This is a genomic window from Gallintestinimicrobium propionicum, assembly GCF_025567525.1.
Classification (GTDB): domain Bacteria; phylum Bacillota; class Clostridia; order Lachnospirales; family Lachnospiraceae; genus Gallintestinimicrobium; species Gallintestinimicrobium propionicum.
The window spans coordinates 16100-35082 of sequence record NZ_JAOQJY010000027.1 but is presented as its reverse complement, the minus strand read 5'-3'; the positions used below and the strand labels follow the sequence as shown (position 1 = coordinate 35082).

The following is an 18983-nucleotide window of genomic DNA, read 5'->3' as shown; positions in this document are numbered from 1 at the left end:
TTGCTCTCCTCATTCTCCATTTCACGGCTGCGCGTTCTGCTCTTTTTCGGGCAGCTTCACGCTCAGCGTCGCTCCGTCTCCCACCGGAAGCACGACTGTTTCCAGCTCGTCATGGTGGGTCAGGGTGTATAAATATTCCCGCATCCTCGCATGAATCGTCCGATCGCGTCTGCACACCGCATAGCGGGATTCGATGATATTGCCTTCCTGCAGCACGTTATCCGAAACCAGCAGACCGCCCGGCGCAAGCAGGCGCAGGACGTCCGGCAAAAAGTGCATATACTGTCCTTTCGCCGCATCCATGAAAATAAAATCAAACGGCTGCGACAGCTCTGCCAGAATTTCTGCTGCATCGCCCTCCAGCAGCGTGATCTTGTCCTCCCGACCGGCTGTTTTGAAGTTCTGTTTTGCGATCGGAATCCGTTTTTCATATTTTTCAATCGTCGTAATATGGCAATTCTCCGGCATGTATTCGCTCATAAAAAGAGCGGAATAACCAACGGCCGTCCCTACCTCAAGGATAGAAGACGGCCGTCTGAGAGTCAATAGAAAACGCAGCAGACTTCCCATCTCCATCCGGATAATCGGCACGTTATCCTGCAGCGCACTGCTGCGAATCTCGTCCAGCCATGCAGGCTCTCCGGGGTCCAGAGAATTGATAAACGTTCGCATTCTCTCTTCTACAATCATTTATCGTCTCCGCCTGCGCCCATCACATCCATCATTTCATCCGGCGTCATCGCAGTGGAAAGCACATAGTCGCCCGCCACAAAGCCGTCCTCTGAATAGTTGGATAAGCGCTCCTGAATATAAAACAGTCTCTCTTCCCGGACCAGGCCCTTTTCGCAGAGCTGCTTCGCAATCCCTTTAAAATCCATTCCGTCCGTAATTGTTACGTTTATTTCGGTTCCGGGTTCCTCCGAAATTGCAGGCTCCCCGTAAATCCGCACACCGTACTGATACGCGGAAACTGCGAAATAGTAGATCAGCATCACAGCGACAATGATCAGAACCACATTAAAAATCGTTCCGACCGCACCGCCTGCAATATTTTTGGCCACAGAGCTTTTTTTCGACTGATGCTTTGCTTTTTTCTTGTTACTCAAAGTTCACTGCCTCCACGATTTTTCCGTTGATCTCCTGAATCATCCTGCAAAAATCCAGCTCTGCGTTCAGGAATGCGTCCACCAGCGGGTTTTTGCGGAACTCCTCCAGGCGCCTCGAAAATTCATCCGTCCTGTCAAAAAGCTCATCCGACTGAACCGAATTCTGCAGCTCAAAATTTTCCTGCCGGAACCGGTCGATCTGGGCTTTTAATTCCGGTTGCTCCTTCATGATCTGTTTCTGTCTGTCATATTCTCTGTATTCTTCAGAAGCGATTACCGCGGCAATCAGTTCCTCCAAAGCTGTCTCAACTCTGCTCATGTTTCCCCTTACTTTACACTTCCATAATGATCGGTAAAATCATCGGACGTCTCTTCGTCTTTTTCCAGATAAAGTCGCCTAAATTGTCCTTGATCGCGGTCTTGATTCTGCCCCAGTCGGTACAGCCTCTGCTCACGCAGCCCTCCATAACGTTTTCCATCAGGTCGCGTGCCTCGTCCATCAGTGCATCGGATTCTTTGACGTAAACGAAGCCTCTGGATACGAGATCCGGACCGCTTGCGATCTGTCCGCTGATGCTGTCCAATGCAACAACAACGATCATGATGCCGTCCTCTGCCAGATGCTGTCTGTCGCGCAGCACAACGTTTCCGACATCACCGATACCAAGACCATCTACCAGAATTGCGCCAGCCGCAACCTGTCCGGTCACGCCAGCCTTTTCCTCATTTAATTCCAGAACATTGCCGGAGCGCAGGATGAAAATATTTTCCTTCTGGATTCCGAGCTCCTGCGCGATGCCAGCCTGCGCCTTCAGGTGCTTGTATTCGCCGTGCACCGGAATCGCGTATTTGGGATGAACCAGCGTATAAATCAGCTTGATCTCTTCCTGACATGCATGTCCGGAAACATGGACATCCTGGAAAATAACCTCTGCACCCTTCATCTCCAGCTCGTTGATGACTCTCGTTACAGCTTTTTCGTTCCCGGGAATCGGATTCGAGGAGAAAATAATCGTATCGTTGGGTCCGATGGAAACCTTTCTGTGAACGCTCGATGCCATACGGCTCAACGCCGCCATGTTCTCACCCTGGCTTCCTGTTGTAATAATAACGGTTCTGTCGTCCGGATAATCCTTCAGGCGGTCAATATCCACCAGCGTATTCTCCGGGATGTTGATGCAGCCAAGGTTCATGGCTGTATCAATGATATTTACCATGCTGCGGCCTTCAACCACGACTTTTCGTCCATATTTATGCGCCGTATTGATAATCTGCTGTACCCGGTCCACATTGGATGCAAACGTCGCAATGATCAGCCGAGAGCCCTGATGCTCATGGAAAATCGTATCAAAGGTATGTCCTACCGTCCGCTCAGACTGTGTAAAGCCTTTCCGTTCCGCGTTGGTGGAATCACACATCAGCGCCAGCACGCCTTTTTTGCCAAGCTCCGCGAACCGCTGCAAATCGATTGCTTCACCAAATACCGGAGTATAGTCCACCTTAAAGTCACCGGTATGGACAACCGTTCCCGCAGGAGAATGGATCGCCAGTGCGGCCGCGTCTACGATGCTATGGTTCGTCTTGATAAATTCGATCCTAAACTGTCCCAGATTTACGGACTGTCCGAATTTGATCACCTTACGCTTCGTGTGACCGAGCAGATTGTGCTCGCGCAGCTTGTTTTCGATCAGTCCCATCGTCAGTCTGGTCGCATAGATCGGAATATTCAACTCCCGCAGCACATACGGAAGTGCTCCGATATGATCCTCATGACCGTGCGTAATCACAAAGCCCTTTACCCGATCCGCATTTTCCTTTAAATAAGTCACGTCCGGAATCACCAGATCGATTCCCAGCATATCGTCATCAGGGAAAGAAAGGCCGCAGTCAACTACAACAATACTGTCTTCGTATTCAAAGGCAGTAATGTTCATTCCGATCTGCTCCAGTCCGCCCAATGGTATAATCTTCAGGCTGGGGCCGTCAATATTCACTTTTTTTGTTCTTTTCAAGCAAAATTACCTCCATTTTTATTTTTATAGCAGGGATAAATCACGTTGTGCTGCACGTAAAAGGTGCTCGCATTTATTCCTTTTCAAGCTCAATATCCTCGAGCATATCTGTAAAAATCGCAGCCACTGCATCCATTTCTTTATCGTCATCTACGATGCTGTAAATGGCTTCTTCGTCCTCCGGCGCAGAAACGTCCTTTAAAATCAGCGCTTCCGCATCGTCGTCTTCACTGTCTGTTACCAGAATATAATCAACTCCGCCGAGTCTGGTCTGTTCCAGCACAAAAAATTCAACGGCTTCCCCGTCCTCCGGGCAAAATGTAATCTTTTCCAAAGCTTAATTCTCCTGTCCGTTCTCTGTCTGCATCCGCTGTCTGTCCAGATATTCCTGTAAAATCAGCACAGCTGCAATCATATCCACATATTCCTTCCGATTTTCCCGGCGCACGCCGACTTCCATCATCGTCCGGTCCGCTGCAACCGTCGTCAGTCTCTCGTCCATAAATGCCACCGGAAGTCCGGTTCTGCGTGCCAGCTTATCCGCAAATTCCTTCGTCTTCTCCACGCGCTCTCCCTCTGTGGCGTTCATATTTTTCGGAAGACCGAGCACAATCTGCCCGACCTCGTATTCTCCGATCAGTTCTTCAATTCGCTGCAGCGTATGGCGCAGCTTATTCTCTTCTTTTCTTCTGATGATTTCGATTCCCTGGGCAGTCACAAAAAGCGGGTCGCTGATGGCAACTCCCACTGTCTTGGAACCGAAATCAAGCCCCATCACTCGCATCCCGCTTCTCCTTGTTGTTCCTCTGGTCGCTCAGCGCTTCCAGTGATTCTTCTCGATGTACTCCTTGAGCATTTCCTCTACCAGCTCGTCGCGCTCCACCCGTCCGATCAGACCGCGTGCGTTGCGATAGCTGGTAATATAGGTCGGATCTCCGGACATAATATAGCCGACAATCTGACTCACCGGATCATAGCCTTTTTCAGAAAGTGCTTCATACACTTCAGAAAGGATCATTTTTACGCCATTTTCCGGTTCTACTTCTACTTTAAAATACTGTGTATTTTCCAAATCCTGCATATTGTCACGTCCTTTGTTCAAAGCTCTATATCTTATCTTACCCTACTTCTCTTAAAAATTCAATGCAATTTCCAAAACCTCGTCCGACAGGAAAGAAACCGCTCGTCCGTGCACCAGCCGGTTCGAATAATCCATGCATTCTGCACTGTCCGCCGCAAACGCAGCCTTTACATAGGTATCCGTATGACCGAGCCAGTATACCTTTCCGCCGATCTCCTTCTGTTCTTCGATCAGGACTTCCACTTCCTGTCCCAGATAATGCGCACGGAATTCTCTGGACTGTTCCTTTTCCAGCGCCAGCAGCTGTCCGCTGCGTTCCGTCTTCTGAGCGTCCGTCAGCTGTCCGGGCAGTTTGTCTGCAACCGTACCTTTTCTGCGGGAATATTTGAAAATATGCATTTCAAAGAAATGAACCTTTTCCAGAAATGTCTTCGTCACCGCAAATTCCTCCGCAGTTTCTCCAGGGAAACCGACGATTACATCCGTCGTAATCGCAGGATGTTCAAAATACTTGCGGAGAATCTGCACTTTTTCATAGTATTCCTCCGCCGTATAGTGTCTATTCATCCGCTTGAGCGTTTCATTGCAGCCACTCTGCAGGGACAGGTGAAAATGCGGACAAAGCTGCGGAATCGCCGCCAGCCGTCCGGCAAACTCTTCTGTGATGATACGGGGTTCCAGCGAACCCAGACGGATTCTGCGGATGCCGTCCACCTTTGCGATTTCCTCCAGCAAAGAAACCAGATAGGCGCGTTCAAACGCCGTTCCCCGCAGATCTTTTCCGTTTTTCAGGTAATCTCCGTCCGTCTCTCCGATAAAATCCATGCCGTAGGAGCTCAAATGAATACCGGTGATGACTACCTCCTGAAAGCCTTTTTCCGCCAGCCCTCTTACCTCAGCCAACACATCCTCCTGCTTTCTGCTCCGGACGCGTCCACGCACAAATGGAATAATACAATACGAGCAGAACTGGTTGCAGCCGTCCTGAATCTTGATATACGCGCGCGTGTGCTCCGTGCTCTGCTCCATGCGCATTTCCTCATACTCCCGCACAGCGCCGATGTCTGTCACGGCGCTGGCGTCTGCAGTATGCTCCTCCAGATACGCCTCCAGAATCTCCACGATATCCTTTTTATGCTGGTTTCCCACCGCCAGATCAATGCAGTCGTCCATTCTGTTTTCCTCGCCCGCCTGTACAAAGCACCCGACCGCAACGACAACCGCGTCCGGATTTTTGTGCTTTGCCCGGTGCAGCATCTGACGGCTCTTCCGGTCTGCAATGTTGGTTACGGTACAGGTATTTACAATATAAATGTCCGCATCGGAATCAAAAGGCACAATTTTATATCCCCGATCTTGTAACTTTTGTTGCATAACCTCCAGCTCATACGCATTCACTTTGCAACCTAAATTATGTAATGCAACACTTTTCATATTATTCTCCACCATTTTTGTTACGTTTGATAATTGACTTTTGTGACGATAGTTTGCTAATATAAGATCAGAAAGTGTGAACCCAAAGGAGGTAGTTATCATGAAAACAGTTCAGATTTCCTTAAACTCTATCGATAAGGTAAAATCTTTTGTAAACGACATTACCAAATTCGATTACGATTTCGACTTGGTATCCGGCAGATACGTTATCGATGCTAAATCTATCATGGGTATCTTCAGCCTGGATCTTTCCAAGCCGATCGACTTAAACATCCATGCAGAAGACACCAATGTTGATGCTGTACTGGAAGTTCTTAAGCCCTACATGATCTAATTCAAAACGGATCAGAAAGCTCTCCGAGAGATCGGGGGGCTTTTTAATTTGTCCCTCCCAGTTCACTCGTACCTTTCTGGGAGCAGATTTCATGCTCGCATGAAAATCTGCTTGCAGAAAGGTACGAAGGGAGCGCCATTTCATGAGCAAAAAGAGCTGCGAAGCAGCGGAGAGCATCGAAGATGCGCTTTTGCGAATGGCGCGGGTGAACTGGCAGCAATACCTCCTGAATGCGCAGTGCGGCAATTTGAAATTTGTCGCTTATGCGACTTGCCGCACGCGCCCCAAAGGCGCCTTACTGCGCCTCGACCACAATCAGTTCTTCTGTATCCAGTGCACGCTGCATCATTTCATCGATGCAGTCCTTTAAGTTCTCTTCATGGCGCTTGATCACTGCGAGATTCGGTTTGGTAACAGGATGCTTTGCGACGAAAATCGTACAGCAATCCTCGAACGGCAGGATTGACGTCTCATAGGTACCGATCTTTTCGGAAATCTCCACGATCTCCTGCTTGTCCAGCCCGATACAAGGACGGAATACCGGCAGGGTGCATACTTCATTCGTTACCGCGAGGGACTGGATCGTCTGGCTTGCAACCTGTCCGATGCTCTCACCGGTAATCAGCCCGAGGCATTCCGTCTTTTTCGCAATGTCTTCTGCGATTTTCATCATGTAACGGCGCATAATGATCGTCAGCTCATCGTGCGGGCACTTTTCATAAATCGCCAGCTGAATCTCCGTAAAATTGATGACATGCAGATAGATCGGTCCGCTGTAACGTGCTACCAGCTTTGCAAGATCTACAACCTTCTGCTTTGCGCGCTCGCTGGTGTACGGAGGCGCATGGAAATAAACCGCGTCAATCTTGACGCCTCTCTTTGCAACCATAAATCCGGCAACCGGAGAATCGATACCGCCGGATAACAGCAGCATTGCCTTACCGTTGGTGCCGACCGGCATACCGCCGGGACCGGGAATTTCGATCGAATAAATATAAATATGCTCGCGTACCTCGATATAAAGCATCACGTCAGGATTGTGGACGTCCACGCGGATCTCGGGGAACGCCTGCAGGATCTTTTCACCGACAGATGCATTGATCTCCATCGACTCCACAGGATAGTTTTTGCGGGCACGGCGCGCATTGACCTTGAAGGTGATGTTTTTGTCCGGATAGTGCTCGTCCATATAGGAAACCGCACTCTCGCACAGTTTGTCGAAGCCTTCGTCTTCGAGCTGAACCATCGGACAGATCGCGCTGACGCCACAGACAGTCTTCAAGTTATCGATGGTTTCTTCATAGTCATAATCATCCGATAATACATCAATATAGATACGTCCTCTCGTTCGACGTACCCGGAATTCTCCTTCGCAGCGCTTTAATGCATACTTGATCTGGCGAACCAGCGCTTCCTCAAACAGATCCCTGTTTTTGCCCTTTACGCCGATTTCTGCATATTTAATCAGAAAAGCTTTATACATGCTCATTTCCTTTCTTCATCCGCAGCATTTGCCTGCCGTCTGTCCTCCGGCCGCAGGCAGGCTGCAGCGTATTGCTCTCCCGCTTTCCCGGTCGTCTGCACCTCAAAAGCGGAGGTATCCTCTTATCTTCTGGTAAACCGGCGCAGCATCGGAACCAGCTCGTGCAGCACCTGTACTGTATAATCAATTTCTTCCTCTGTCGTAAAGACGGAAAGGCTGAAACGGATCGTCGAATTTAACAGTTCCTTCGGCAGACCGATCGCCCGAAGCGTCGCGCTTCCTGACGTATCCGGGTGGTTCGATGCGCACGCGCTTCCTGCGGACACATAGATTTCCCGTTCCTCCAGCGCATGCAGAAGCACCTCGCTGCGCACCCCTGCAAACGACACGCTCAACACATGCGGTGCGCTGTCCCGTCCGCAAAGTCCATTGATCCGCACGTTTTCCATCGTGGAAATACCATCGGCAAGTCGTTGTTTCAGCGCATACATCCGATCCAGATCGGTATCCAGGTTCTGATACATCTCCTCTGCAGCTTTTCCCATGCCTGCGATTGCCGGAACATTTTCTGTACCGGAGCGCAGTCCCCGCTCCTGTCCGCCGCCGAACACGATCGGACGGATTTTCACGCGATCCCCGACATACAAAAATCCGATTCCCTTCGGTCCGTGGATTTTGTGTCCCGAAACAGACAGCATGTCGATTTTCATCCGTTTCGGCAGAATTTTTGCCTTGCCATAGCCCTGCACCGCGTCCACGTGGAACAGCGTGTTCGGATTGACGCGTTTGATCAGCTCGCCCGCCTCTGCGATCGGCTCAAGGGCTCCGATCTCATTATTCGTGTGCATGATCGAAACCAGAATCGTATCCGGACGGATCGCCGCTTCCAGATCGGACAAACGGATTTTTCCGTTTTCATCGACCGGCAGATACGTCACCTCAAAGCCCTGCTGCTCCAGATACTGCATCGTATTGAGAATCGCCGGATGCTCGATCGATGTCGTAATCAGATGCTTGCCCTGCCGTGCATTTGCATACGCTGCACCGCGCAGCGCCAGATTATCCGACTCCGTCCCGCCGGAGGTAAAGAAGATCTCCTTGGGCGTAACCTTTAATGTCTTTGCAATCACTTCCCGCGCATGGCGGACATATTCCTCCGCCTGCACCCCTTTATGATGCAAACTGGACGGATTTCCGTAGTCCGTACATAAAATCCCGGCCATCAGCGCTGCCGCGCTGTCCAGACACCGCGTTGTAGCCGAGTTGTCCAGATAACATTCCATAACCTTTCACCTGCTTTTTCCAAAATCTCGAAAAAATCCGTTTGAACCCGGTCGCCACAGGGGCAAACCGTTCCCTGCTTTATGATATGCCGGAGTCTTCCAACTGGTACATCAGCCACGCCATCACGGTCAGCCCCGCTGTCTCCGTCCGCAAAATCCGTTTGCCCAGCGTTACCGGCATAAATCCGGACTGCATCGCAAGCTCTACCTCTGCCTCTTCAAAGCCGCCCTCCGGACCGATAAACACACCGATTTCCTGACCGGGCGCTGCGCTTTCGATCAGCTTCCTCGTCCGCATCATCCCTTCGGAAAGTTCGTAGGGAATCAGTTTTAAATCCATCTGCTTCGTCTGTTCCAGCGCTTCCTTTAAAGTGCAGACTGCCCCAACCTCCGGCACAATCCGGCGCTTGCTCTGCTTCGCTGCTGCTTCTGCGATCGACTGCCAGCGCGCCTGCCGCGCTTTCGCCTTTTTTTCATCCAGATGAACGACACTGCGCTTCAACGCCACCGGCACAATCCGGTATGCGCCGAGCTCCACCAGCTTCTGCACGATAAATTCCATCTTGTCCGCCTTGGGCAGTCCCTGAAAAAAAGTCACCCGCGCCGGCAGCTCCAGCCCATCTTCTTTGATAAACCGCAGCGTACAGATAACTTCTTCCTCCAGAAGCTCTTCGATCCCGCAGCGGTATTCCTTGCCGTCTGTACCGTTGGATACTGCAATTTCTTCGCCCGGCTTCATCCGAAGCACATTTTTAATATGGTTGACATCGCTTCCCGTTATCACAATCCGATTGCCCTGGATCTGGGAAGGCTCCACAAAAAACTGATACATTTGATTCCTGACGCCCCTTTTGGTTTCTTTTCGTCTGTACGACGCGCTTCAACCTGTGTTGCATTTAAACAATAGAATGTACGCTCCGCGAACATTCTATTGTCATGAACGATAGAATGCACGCTCTGCGAGCATCTATTGTCATGAATCAGCGCGCTGCGTTTCCTTCTTCCGTGCGGTCACGCTGACCCATTCGCCCTGATATGTTACCTCGAGCAGTTCCAGGCCTGCTGCCTTTACCGCCTCCGTTACAACCGTTTCCTTATCATCGATGATGCCGGATGTGATGTAAATGCCGCCTTCTTTCAGCTGATTTACAATCACGGGTGTCAGCGGAACCAGAACGTCCGCTAAAATATTCGCAACGACGATATCGTATTTTTCATAGCCCACCTGATCCTGGACTGCCTTGTCATTGATGATATTTCCGATCATCATTTCAAACTGCTCCGGTGCAATACCGTTGTTTGCCATATTGTCCGCAACCGCATCCACCGCGCAGGGATCGAGGTCTGTTCCGACCGCATGCTTTGCGCCGTACATCAGAGATAGAATTGCCAGAATACCGCTGCCGGTTCCCACATCCAGAAGCTCTGTCTCCGGTGTGATAAATTTTTTCAGCTGACGGATGCACAGCTGCGTTGTCTCATGCATACCGGTTCCGAACGCCGTGCCCGGATCAATGTGCAGGATCATCTTGCCCTGATCCTCCGGTTTGACTTCCTCCCAGGACGGAATTACCAGAAGATCGTCGATGTAAAACTGATGGAAATACTGCTTCCAATTGTTGATCCAGTCGATATCCTCGGTTTCATCTACCGCAATGCTGCCTTCCCCGATCTCACAGAACATGCGCAGACCGTCCAGCTCTTCCTTCACCTTTTCGCAGATCTGCGCTTCGGTCACAGGCTCGCCGTTTAATTCCAGACTGCCGTCCTCTTTTTCTTCCACAAAAAAGCTCAGGTATGCAATGCCGTCGTCCGCAGGACCGTCCGGCAGAATGTCTACAAACATCTGCTCCTTTTCCAGCGCTGTCAACGGAACCTTGTCCTCGATCTGCGCACCCTCCAGCCCGATATCGTACAGGGTGCTGATAATAATATCTTCTGCATCTGTCACGGTTTTTATTTTAAATTTTTTCCACTTCATCTGAAACACCTCCCGAAAACACACTAACTCAGTTTTTACTATAACACAAAAACAGGCGCTTGTGCATCCGCAAAATGCACAAAACGCCTGCTACTTCCTGAATTACATGTTACAGTCCACTCGCGTTATTTGTCTTTGTTGAAAAATCCGCGCTTTTTCTTTTCTTTATGCGGAGCTTCGCCGCTGTTGACGCGTTCTGCCGCATGCAAGCTGTCTTCTGTCACTTCGTCAAACTTGCGCAGCAGCTCTTTTGCTTCTGCAGAAAGATGTTCGGGAGTCTGTACAACCAAAGTTACATAATGATCGCCGCGCAGATCCTTGTTACGCAGAGACGGTACGCCCTTGCCTTTTAAACGAACTCTCGTATCAGTCTGGGTGCCTGCCTTGACGTCATAAATCACCTTACCATCCACGGTATCGATGACAACTTCGCCGCCCAGCGCCGCCACTGCAAAGGAAACCGGAACAGTGGAGTAGATGTTGGTATCCTGACGCTGGAAAATCGGATGCTGTCCAACGATAACTTCTACCAGGACATCACCTCTCGGACCGCCATTGATACCGGGCTCGCCCTGTCCTGCCAGTCTCTTGCACTGACCGTTGTCGATACCTGCCGGAATCGTGACTGCAAACCGTTTCTTCATCGGAACAAAACCGCTTCCGTGACAATCGGTACACTTTTCTTTGATAATCTTACCGGTACCGCCGCAGTCCGGGCACGCCTGAACGTTGCGGACTGTTCCAAAGAAAGACTGCTGCGTAAATACAACCTGACCCTTGCCGCCGCACTTCGGACAGGTTTCCGGGCTGGTTCCCGGCTTCGCGCCTGTGCCGTGACAGGTCTTACACTCTTCCTTCACCGTCAGCTCGATTTCTTTTTCCGTACCGAATACGGCCTCTTCAAAGGTGATTCTGACGCTGGTGCGCAGGTTTGCTCCCTTCATGGGACCGCTTCTTGCGCCGGCAGAACCTCTGCGTCCGCCAAAGAGATCTCCGAAAATATCCCCGAAAATGTCTCCAAAATCTGCGCCGTTAAAATCAAAACCGCCGAAGCCGCCAGCTCCGCCGGCGCCACCGTCAAATGCCGCATGTCCGAACTGATCGTACTGACGTCTCTTTTCGGGATCACTCAAAACAGCATATGCTTCGGATGCTTCCTTAAACTTCTTTTCTGCTTCTTTATCTCCAGGGTTCATATCCGGATGATATTTCTTGGCAAGAGCACGATATGCCTTTTTGAGAGCGGCGTCATCGGCATTTTTGTCAACACCGAGGACTTCGTAATAATCTCTTTTCTGTTCCGCCATAATTCAAACTCCTCTATTAAAGCTTATCTTCATATAACGCATATCTGCAGCATATGCAAAAATACTGCAAAGCATCCGTCCTGCATAGGTTGCAGATATGCGTTTACACACGGATAGGGGCCTGAAAGAATCCGGCCCCCATTGTACATTCTTCCGGTCCGACACAGCGTCATCTGACACTGTGCCGATTTACCGGGTATTATTTTATACTTCTCTGAAGTCTCCGTCAATAACATCATCATCCGGATTGCTGCCTGCACCTGCATTGCTGCCTGCACCTGCTGCATTACCCATATCAGGACCTGCCTGACCAGCTGCGCCCTGCGCCTGCTCATAAACCTTTGCAAATACTGCCTGAGCGGACTGCATCAGCTTCTCCTGAGCTGCCTTGATGTCAGCTACCTGGCTGTCTGTCAGCTCCTGATCCTTGGTGGACTCCAGCAGGGATTTCAGTGCATTCAGATCTGCTTCAACGCCTGCCTTTGCGCTTGCGTCTACTTTATCGCCAACCTCATTCAGAGCCTTCTCGGTCTGGAATACGAAGGAGTCTGCGCTGTTTCTGGTGTCGATTGCGTCTTTCTTCTTCTTATCCTGTGCTTCGAACTCAGCAGCTTCCTTCACTGCCTTGTTGATATCGTCATCAGACATGTTGGAACCAGCGGTAATGGTGATATGCTGTTCCTTGCCTGTGCCCAGATCCTTAGCGGATACATTTACGATACCGTTTGCATCGATATCGAAGGTAACCTCGATCTGCGGTACGCCACGCATTGCAGGCGGGATACCATCCAGACGGAACTGTCCAAGGGACTTGTTGTCCTTTGCAAACTGTCTCTCACCCTGCAGAACGTTGATATCAACGGCTGTCTGGTTATCAGCTGCAGTAGAGAAGATCTGGCTCTTCTTAGTAGGAATGGTTGTATTTCTCTCAATCAGTCTGGTTGCGATACCACCCATTGTCTCAATGGACAGAGACAGAGGAGTTACATCCAGCAGCAGGATATCACCTGCGCCTGCATCGCCTGCCAGCTTACCACCCTGGATGGAAGCACCCAGTGCAACGCACTCGTCAGGGTTTAAGGACTTGCTGGGTTCATGACCGGTCAGCTGTTTTACCTTATCCTGTACAGCCGGGATACGGGTAGAACCACCGACCAACAGTACCTTGCCAAGCTCGGAAGCGGTAATGCCTGCATCCTTTAATGCGTTCTGAACCGGAATTGCAGTACGCTCTACCAGATCGCTTGTCAGTTCATCAAATTTTGCTCTGGACAGATCCATATCAAAGTGCAGAGGTCCGTTTGCGTTCATGCTGATGAAAGGCAGGTTGATGTTGGTTGTTGTCGCACTGGACAGCTCCTTTTTCGCCTTTTCAGCTGCTTCTTTCAGTCTCTGCATTGCCATCTTATCTTTAGACAGGTCTACGCCCTGCTGAGCCTTAAATTCGGAAACCATCCAATCAATGATCTTGTTATCGAAATCATCGCCGCCCAGATGAGTATCACCATTGGTTGCCAGAACTTCGATAACGCCGTCGCCGATTTCGATGATGGAAACATCGAATGTACCGCCGCCTAAGTCGTATACCATGATCTTCTGTTCTTTTTCGTTGTCAAGTCCGTATGCCAGAGCTGCTGCGGTAGGCTCGTTGATGATACGCTTTACATCGAGGCCTGCGATCTTGCCGGCATCCTTTGTTGCCTGACGCTGAGCATCGTTGAAGTATGCAGGAACAGTGATAACTGCTTCGGATACCTTCTCGCCCAGATAGTTCTCTGCGTCAGCTTTCAGCTTCTGCAGGATCATAGCGGAAATTTCCTGAGGGGAATATTTCTTTCCGTCGATGTCTACCTTGTAGTCCGTACCCATATGTCTCTTAATAGAAGCGATGGTGCGGTCTGCATTGGTAACTGCCTGACGTTTTGCAGGCTCGCCGACCAGTCTCTCACCGGTCTTTGTGAATGCAACTACGGAAGGTGTTGTTCTTGCTCCTTCTGCATTTGCGATAACGGTAGGCTTGCCGCCTTCCATAACTGCTACGCAGCTGTTTGTTGTACCAAGGTCGATACCAATAATCTTACTCATAACTTTTCTCCTTCTGCCTTATCGGCTATCTCAAGCAATGTCTTATGTTCTGTTCAAATCTATGAAAAGCTGCCTGCAGGCTTTTATTCCTGCACAACAGCGACCATGCTGTGACGTACCACGGTGTCCCTGTACATGTAGCCCTTTAAAAGCTCCTGTGCTACAGTTCCGGGTTCCAGCTCATCGTTTTCCACCTGCATCACTGCGTTGTGGAAGTTGGGATCGAACTCTTTGCCGACCGCTTCGATCGGTTTTACACCAAGGTTTTCAAGCTCTGTCAGCAGCTGCCTGTAAACCTTGTTCATACCGTCTACAAAAGGAGCATCCTTTTCGTCTTCCGGTACGGTTGCAAGTCCTCTTTCAAAATTATCTACAACGGGAAGGATCTTTTCGATCACGCTCTTTGCGCCTGTCTCGAACATCGCAGACTTTTCCTTTTCGGAGCGCTTGCGGAAGTTCTCGAACTCAGCCATCTGCCGCATTACCTTATCCTGCAGCTCGTTGATCTGTGCCTTTACGGCATCTTCCTTTTTCTCTTTTTTTCTTCCGGAAAAGAAGCCTTTTTTATCTTTTTCCTCAGAAGCTTCCCCATCTTCCGGGGTTTCTGTATTTTCTGCGGAAGCCTCCGCAGTTTCTTCACATTCTTCCGTATTCCGTTTTTCCTGCGTTTCGGTTTCCGATGTGTCCTGCTTTACTTCCTCTTCCATTCTCTCTTCTGCCACGCCTGTCACCCTTTCTACTTCTTATATAAAGTATCCAACTCGCTCATCAGTGTTTTTAAGGTACCGATGACCTTGTCATAGTCCATTCGTTTGGGGCCGATGATTCCGATTGTACCTCTCATGCCCTCTCCCAGCTCATAGGTTGCAGTTACAACACTGCAATCCTTCATGGATTGAACCGGTGTCTCATTGCCGATATAAACCTGAATACCGGTACCGCTCTCTTCAGAAAGAGAATCCTGAACCAATTCTCCCAATGCTTTCTTTTCTTCGAAAACATTGATCAGCTCACTTGCCTTTTCCCGGTTATCTGTCAGCTCCGGATATTTCAGGATGTTATTGGTTCCGCTGGTATAGATCTTTAAATCCTCATCCGACCGGATCGCTTCGGCAACTGCATCAATCACACCACTTACAATGCCGCTGTGAACGCCTGCCTGCTGCTTCATCGCCGAAATCATTGCAAGATTGATTTCATCAATCGACAGCCCATTCAAATGGGTATTCAACAGGATGTTCAGTTTCAGGAGTGTCGCATCATCCAGATCCTCTTCGACCTGAAGCATCGTGTTCTTGATCACATTGCCTTCTACTACAACAACTGCCAGAAGCTGATGCTCATCTACTTTTGAAAGCTGGATGAATTTCAGCTTATTGCGCTGATACTGGGGTGTGGTGATCATCGCCGCATAATTGGTGTTGGTCGCCAGCACTCTCGCCACTCTCTTTAAGAGAGTGTCCATCTTTTCATCCTTTTCCAGAAGCAGACCTTTTAACTCTTCCACTTCACGTTCCCGCTCACCCAGCATGGTGTCTACATAAAAGCGGTAACCCTTATCAGAAGGAATCCGTCCTGCAGAGGTATGGGGCTGTAAAATGTAGCCCATCTCTTCCAGATCGGACATCTCATTACGGATGGTCGCGGAACTTAAATTCAAATCGGTATACTTGGAAATTGTCCTGCTGCCGACCGGCTCTCCTGTCTCCAGATAGTTCCGAATAACTGCCTGCAGAATTTTCTTTTTCCTTTCATCGAGTTCCACGTTCTCACCTGCTTTCTGATTTGTTAGCACTCAATCAATTGGAGTGCTAACACCTTCTGATGATTACATTACCACTCCCCTATCCTATTGTCAACAGATTTTCCCAAAATACTTGTGAAGATAGTGTGAAAAATAAGCGTGATCGCTTATTTTTCGCACAGCTATTTGTGCCACAGGCGTCACAAAGTAGTTAGGATCGCAGAGCCGAACTGGACGTTCGCCTCGCGATTCCTTCGGCGCAAAGCGCCTGCGGAATGGAGAATTTATGAAAAAAGCAGCCGCACCGGGAAGGATTCGTCCCCGATACGGCTGTTCTTATTTCTGTGTATTATGTACGTTCTGACTCTGCAGCGCCCGCTCAGATTATGGCGACGCCTGCTTTCGATTGCGGTGTCTGCTCAGACACTTAGATTCCGAAGCTTCCGCTCGTTGTACCGTTGATCACATAGTATACTGCGCTCTCTTCCGGCTTTACATACAGCTCAACGCTCTTGAACTCTTCCGGTGCGTTGCCCAGGTCATACTGCCATACATCTTTGGCAATCTCAACCAGTCTCTCAGTTGTGTATTCCTTGCCTGCAAACTGAACGCTTACCTCAGTCTTTACAGCTGCTGCTTTTGTTGCGCGCTTTGCCGGCGCTTTCTTTTCAGCGGTTGCCTTTGCTGTTGTGGTTTTCTTTGCAGCTGTTTTCTTTGCTGCGGGCTTTTCCTCTGCTTTAGCTGCAGCTGTTGCTTCTGCTTCAACTGCTTTTTCTTCTGCCTTTGCTTCAACAGCCTCTGTCTTGGGTTCCTCGGTCTTTACTGCCGCAACAGTCTCAGCTTTTACGGTTTCTTTTTTATTAACGGGTGCCTTTGTTACAGTTTTCTTCACTGTGCTTTTTCTCATAATGATCTCCTCCTTAACACCCAGGTATCCATTCTCCTTGTCATATCATTATCTAGCAATTACCTGAATTTAGTGATTAGTTTACTTCTAAAACCAGATATTGTCAACCTTTCCTCTGTTTTCGCCGAAAAAATTAACGCTTTTTAGAAAATATTTTTACATTTTATTTATTCCGGACATCGGAATTTCGACAAAAAATGTACTTCCGGCTCCAGGCTCACTGGTAAGCCTTACACTGCCCCCATAATACGCCGTGATATGCTTCACAATCGACAGTCCCAGGCCGGTTCCGCCCATTTTTCGGCTTCTTCCCTTGTCCACCCTGAAAAAGCGTTCAAAGACACGTTTCTGATCCTCCGGATCGATTCCTACGCCATCATCCTTTACTTCTATATATACTGCCTCTGGCTCCTGCCAGATTTTTGTCCAGACATGTCCGCCCGGATGGTTGTATTTGATGCCATTGCTGATCAGATTTGATAAAAGCTCCCGCATCTGCTGCAGACTTGCCTGGAGGATCACATTTCCACATGAGCCCGAAATTTCCACCTTACAGGATGCCGCCTGTGGTGTCAGGGATTCCAGGACCTCATCCATCACACTTTTTAAATTTACCTTACTCAGCGTTACCTCCGCATCCTTGCTTTCCAGCCGCGAGATCATCAGGATATCATCGATCAGACTTGTCATATGCTCTGTTTCCTTTAAAATCCTCGCAAGGAAATCCTTCCTGGTCGCCTCATCCTTGACAAAATCCTGACTCAACAGCTCCGCATAGCCCCGCACGGACGTAATCGGCGTTTTAAGCTCATGGGAGGCATTACTGAAAAATTCCTGGCGAATTTTACGGTCCCGCTCCATCTGCACCATCTGCCGTTTGATTTCATCAGAGCGGATATATCCGGAATATCTCGCTGCAACTGCAACGCTTACAACAAACGCAACCATCATTCCGACAAGCAGAAGCGGAAGCACTACGATCATATACCGGAAAAGGCCGGTGTAGGGAATCGACATACGAATAATAGCCTTTCCATCCTCTGAAAGCTTTGCTACATACAGCATCTCCTGACCAAGACTTTCAGAATAACGGGTCGAACTGCCCTCACCCTTTTCAAGTGCCTCCTTTACCTCCTGCCTGTCAAGATGATTTTCCATACCGTCCACATTTTTCAGATCAGAATCAGCAAGCACTGTCCCGTCTTTTGCGATTATCGTAACCCGGACATTCGCATCCAGTGCAGAGGCATGAACCTTCTGTAGCTGCTCCTGCAACGGTTTATCCGTATCGAGTGTGTATTCGACTACGGAAATCGTCTTTTCCATCATCTCCACATTTTCCTGCCGCATCCGGCTTCCAAGAAAAAAAGACGAAACAATACTGCTGATCGCCAGCGCCAATACTAAGATCATGCCAAAGCGGACCAGTACCGGATTTTTTATCATAATTTTTTTCATTTCCCCATTTTTCCTTTTGCTTTCCTATTCCTGAGGCTTCATAAAACGGTAGCCGACACTGCGCACCGTTTTAATGTAGTGTCCCGCCTCTTCCCCCAGCTTCTGGCGAAGGGTTTTGATATGGATATCGAGCGTTCTCGTCTCCACGTCCGCCCGCCAGTCCCAGAGCTTATCCAAAAGCTCATCCCGCGATACCACACGGTTCTGATTTTCTGCCAGATAAACAAGCAGCTCATATTCTTTGTAGGTTAAAAGAACCTCACTTCCATTTACCTTTACCTCCCGCGTTTCCAGATCCAGATGCAGGGCACCGCAGTCGAAAAGCTTCGGCTGTTCCGGTTCCTCCTCTTTAGTACGGCGCAGCAGGGAACGCACCCGTGCCAGCAGCTCCAGCACGCTGAAGGGCTTGGTCATATAGTCGTCTGCGCCCCCATCCAGTCCTGCTACCTTGTCGTATTCCTTATCCTTCGCCGTCAGCACCAGCACCGGAAGCTTTTTCCATGCATCGTTTGCGCGAATTTTACGGATTGCTTCCAGTCCGTCCATTCCCGGCAGCATCAGATCAAAAATCGCCAGCTGGGGAGCCTTTACTTTAAATGCGCCAAGTGCTTCCTCCGCAGTTTCAAATGCCGCAGTCTCATAGCCGGAACCGTTCAGTGCCACCTGAACCAGATTTCTGATATTTTCATCGTCCTCTATAATATAGATCATTCCGGATTCTCCTCCTATATGCATGATACCCGCTGCGCATGTCGTGTACGATGTGCT

The 18983-nt window shown here is 49.5% G+C and carries 20 protein-coding genes; 1 reads left to right on the top strand and 19 read right to left on the bottom strand.

Going from position 1 to position 18983, the window contains the following annotated elements:
• Positions 1-21: 21 nt before the first annotated feature.
• The 8 genes from OCV62_RS15900 to mtaB all read right to left on the bottom strand — a co-directional run bounded on the left by OCV62_RS15900 (position 22) and on the right by mtaB (position 5633).
• Entirely contained in the window at positions 22-690 is a 669-nt protein-coding gene (locus tag OCV62_RS15900) for an O-methyltransferase (protein WP_262587914.1), read from the bottom strand.
• Complete coding sequence (locus tag OCV62_RS15895; RefSeq protein ID WP_262587912.1) at positions 687-1106, bottom strand: endolytic transglycosylase MltG; 420 nt, start codon at positions 1104-1106, stop codon at positions 687-689. The genes OCV62_RS15900 and OCV62_RS15895 overlap by 4 nt, the downstream gene beginning before the upstream one ends.
• Entirely contained in the window at positions 1099-1425 is a 327-nt protein-coding gene (locus tag OCV62_RS15890; RefSeq protein ID WP_021914770.1) for a YlbF/YmcA family competence regulator, read from the bottom strand. The genes OCV62_RS15895 and OCV62_RS15890 overlap by 8 nt, the downstream gene beginning before the upstream one ends.
• A gap of 13 nt (positions 1426-1438) precedes the next feature.
• Entirely contained in the window at positions 1439-3118 is a 1680-nt protein-coding gene (locus OCV62_RS15885; RefSeq protein ID WP_021914771.1) for a ribonuclease J, read from the bottom strand.
• A 73-nt stretch (positions 3119-3191) separates the two neighbouring features.
• A complete protein-coding gene (locus OCV62_RS15880; RefSeq protein WP_021914772.1) occupies positions 3192-3452 on the bottom strand; it encodes a DUF1292 domain-containing protein in 261 nt (86 codons plus the stop codon).
• A gap of 3 nt (positions 3453-3455) precedes the next feature.
• Positions 3456-3902, bottom strand: a complete 447-nt coding sequence (ruvX, locus tag OCV62_RS15875; RefSeq protein ID WP_021914773.1) for a Holliday junction resolvase RuvX — start codon at positions 3900-3902, stop codon at positions 3456-3458.
• 30 nt (positions 3903-3932) lie between these two features.
• A complete protein-coding gene (locus OCV62_RS15870; RefSeq protein ID WP_021914774.1) occupies positions 3933-4199 on the bottom strand; it encodes an IreB family regulatory phosphoprotein in 267 nt (88 codons plus the stop codon).
• A 51-nt stretch (positions 4200-4250) separates the two neighbouring features.
• Positions 4251-5633 (bottom strand): tRNA (N(6)-L-threonylcarbamoyladenosine(37)-C(2))-methylthiotransferase MtaB, encoded by a 1383-nt coding sequence (gene mtaB / locus OCV62_RS15865; protein WP_118497152.1) that lies wholly within the window; start codon positions 5631-5633, stop codon positions 4251-4253.
• A 100-nt stretch (positions 5634-5733) separates the two neighbouring features.
• Between mtaB and OCV62_RS15860 the strand changes: the two genes are divergently transcribed.
• Positions 5734-5967 (top strand): HPr family phosphocarrier protein, encoded by a 234-nt coding sequence (locus OCV62_RS15860; RefSeq protein WP_021914776.1) that lies wholly within the window; start codon positions 5734-5736, stop codon positions 5965-5967.
• A 295-nt stretch (positions 5968-6262) separates the two neighbouring features.
• Here the strand turns inward: OCV62_RS15860 and thiI are convergent, their stop codons facing one another.
• The 11 genes from thiI to OCV62_RS15805 all read right to left on the bottom strand — a co-directional run bounded on the left by thiI (position 6263) and on the right by OCV62_RS15805 (position 18926).
• The gene (thiI, locus tag OCV62_RS15855) at positions 6263-7450 is read right to left on the bottom strand and encodes a tRNA uracil 4-sulfurtransferase ThiI (RefSeq protein WP_117961430.1); all 1188 of its coding nucleotides are present in this window, start codon (positions 7448-7450) and stop codon (positions 6263-6265) included.
• A gap of 122 nt (positions 7451-7572) precedes the next feature.
• Complete coding sequence (locus tag OCV62_RS15850) at positions 7573-8733, bottom strand: cysteine desulfurase family protein (RefSeq protein WP_021914778.1); 1161 nt, start codon at positions 8731-8733, stop codon at positions 7573-7575.
• A gap of 79 nt (positions 8734-8812) precedes the next feature.
• Complete coding sequence (locus OCV62_RS15845) at positions 8813-9565, bottom strand: 16S rRNA (uracil(1498)-N(3))-methyltransferase (protein WP_118763268.1); 753 nt, start codon at positions 9563-9565, stop codon at positions 8813-8815.
• A 141-nt stretch (positions 9566-9706) separates the two neighbouring features.
• Positions 9707-10714 (bottom strand): 50S ribosomal protein L11 methyltransferase, encoded by a 1008-nt coding sequence (gene prmA / locus OCV62_RS15840; RefSeq protein ID WP_262587905.1) that lies wholly within the window; start codon positions 10712-10714, stop codon positions 9707-9709.
• A gap of 125 nt (positions 10715-10839) precedes the next feature.
• Positions 10840-12021, bottom strand: a complete 1182-nt coding sequence (dnaJ, locus tag OCV62_RS15835; RefSeq protein WP_021914781.1) for a molecular chaperone DnaJ — start codon at positions 12019-12021, stop codon at positions 10840-10842.
• A gap of 204 nt (positions 12022-12225) precedes the next feature.
• On the bottom strand, positions 12226-14106 hold the full coding sequence (gene dnaK, locus OCV62_RS15830) for a molecular chaperone DnaK (protein ID WP_021914782.1): 1881 nt from the start codon (positions 14104-14106) through the stop codon (positions 12226-12228).
• An 83-nt stretch (positions 14107-14189) separates the two neighbouring features.
• Positions 14190-14813, bottom strand: coding sequence for a nucleotide exchange factor GrpE (gene grpE / locus OCV62_RS15825; protein WP_021914783.1), 624 nt, complete (start codon positions 14811-14813; stop codon positions 14190-14192).
• A gap of 29 nt (positions 14814-14842) precedes the next feature.
• Positions 14843-15871, bottom strand: a complete 1029-nt coding sequence (gene hrcA / locus OCV62_RS15820) for a heat-inducible transcriptional repressor HrcA (RefSeq protein ID WP_021914784.1) — start codon at positions 15869-15871, stop codon at positions 14843-14845.
• 406 nt (positions 15872-16277) lie between these two features.
• Complete coding sequence (locus tag OCV62_RS15815; protein WP_262587902.1) at positions 16278-16757, bottom strand: DUF6465 family protein; 480 nt, start codon at positions 16755-16757, stop codon at positions 16278-16280.
• A gap of 156 nt (positions 16758-16913) precedes the next feature.
• Complete coding sequence (locus OCV62_RS15810; RefSeq protein ID WP_262587900.1) at positions 16914-18215, bottom strand: sensor histidine kinase; 1302 nt, start codon at positions 18213-18215, stop codon at positions 16914-16916.
• Positions 18216-18239: 24 nt separating this feature from the next.
• Positions 18240-18926 carry a response regulator transcription factor gene (locus tag OCV62_RS15805; RefSeq protein ID WP_021914787.1) on the bottom strand — a complete coding sequence of 229 codons (687 nt, stop codon included), beginning with the start codon at positions 18924-18926 and terminating at the stop codon, positions 18240-18242.
• Between the last annotated feature and the right edge of the window lie 57 nt (positions 18927-18983).

Coding starts and splice junctions, on each gene's coding strand:
- dnaK (WP_021914782.1), bottom strand. CDS start 14,106: ATGAGTAAGATTATTGGTATCGACCTTGGTACAACAAACAGCTGCGTA.
- OCV62_RS15850 (WP_021914778.1), bottom strand. CDS start 8,733: ATGGAATGTTATCTGGACAACTCGGCTACAACGCGGTGTCTGGACAGC.
- OCV62_RS15815 (WP_262587902.1), bottom strand. CDS start 16,757: ATGAGAAAAAGCACAGTGAAGAAAACTGTAACAAAGGCACCCGTTAAT.
- prmA (WP_262587905.1), bottom strand. CDS start 10,714: ATGAAGTGGAAAAAATTTAAAATAAAAACCGTGACAGATGCAGAAGAT.
- dnaJ (WP_021914781.1), bottom strand. CDS start 12,021: ATGGCGGAACAGAAAAGAGATTATTACGAAGTCCTCGGTGTTGACAAA.
- OCV62_RS15860 (WP_021914776.1), top strand. CDS start 5,734: ATGAAAACAGTTCAGATTTCCTTAAACTCTATCGATAAGGTAAAATCT.
- thiI (WP_117961430.1), bottom strand. CDS start 7,450: ATGTATAAAGCTTTTCTGATTAAATATGCAGAAATCGGCGTAAAGGGC.
- OCV62_RS15805 (WP_021914787.1), bottom strand. CDS start 18,926: ATGATCTATATTATAGAGGACGATGAAAATATCAGAAATCTGGTTCAG.
- ruvX (WP_021914773.1), bottom strand. CDS start 3,902: ATGCGAGTGATGGGGCTTGATTTCGGTTCCAAGACAGTGGGAGTTGCC.
- OCV62_RS15870 (WP_021914774.1), bottom strand. CDS start 4,199: ATGCAGGATTTGGAAAATACACAGTATTTTAAAGTAGAAGTAGAACCG.
- grpE (WP_021914783.1), bottom strand. CDS start 14,813: ATGGAAGAGGAAGTAAAGCAGGACACATCGGAAACCGAAACGCAGGAA.
- mtaB (WP_118497152.1), bottom strand. CDS start 5,633: ATGAAAAGTGTTGCATTACATAATTTAGGTTGCAAAGTGAATGCGTAT.
- OCV62_RS15810 (WP_262587900.1), bottom strand. CDS start 18,215: ATGAAAAAAATTATGATAAAAAATCCGGTACTGGTCCGCTTTGGCATG.
- OCV62_RS15845 (WP_118763268.1), bottom strand. CDS start 9,565: ATGTATCAGTTTTTTGTGGAGCCTTCCCAGATCCAGGGCAATCGGATT.
- OCV62_RS15900 (WP_262587914.1), bottom strand. CDS start 690: ATGATTGTAGAAGAGAGAATGCGAACGTTTATCAATTCTCTGGACCCC.
- OCV62_RS15890 (WP_021914770.1), bottom strand. CDS start 1,425: ATGAGCAGAGTTGAGACAGCTTTGGAGGAACTGATTGCCGCGGTAATC.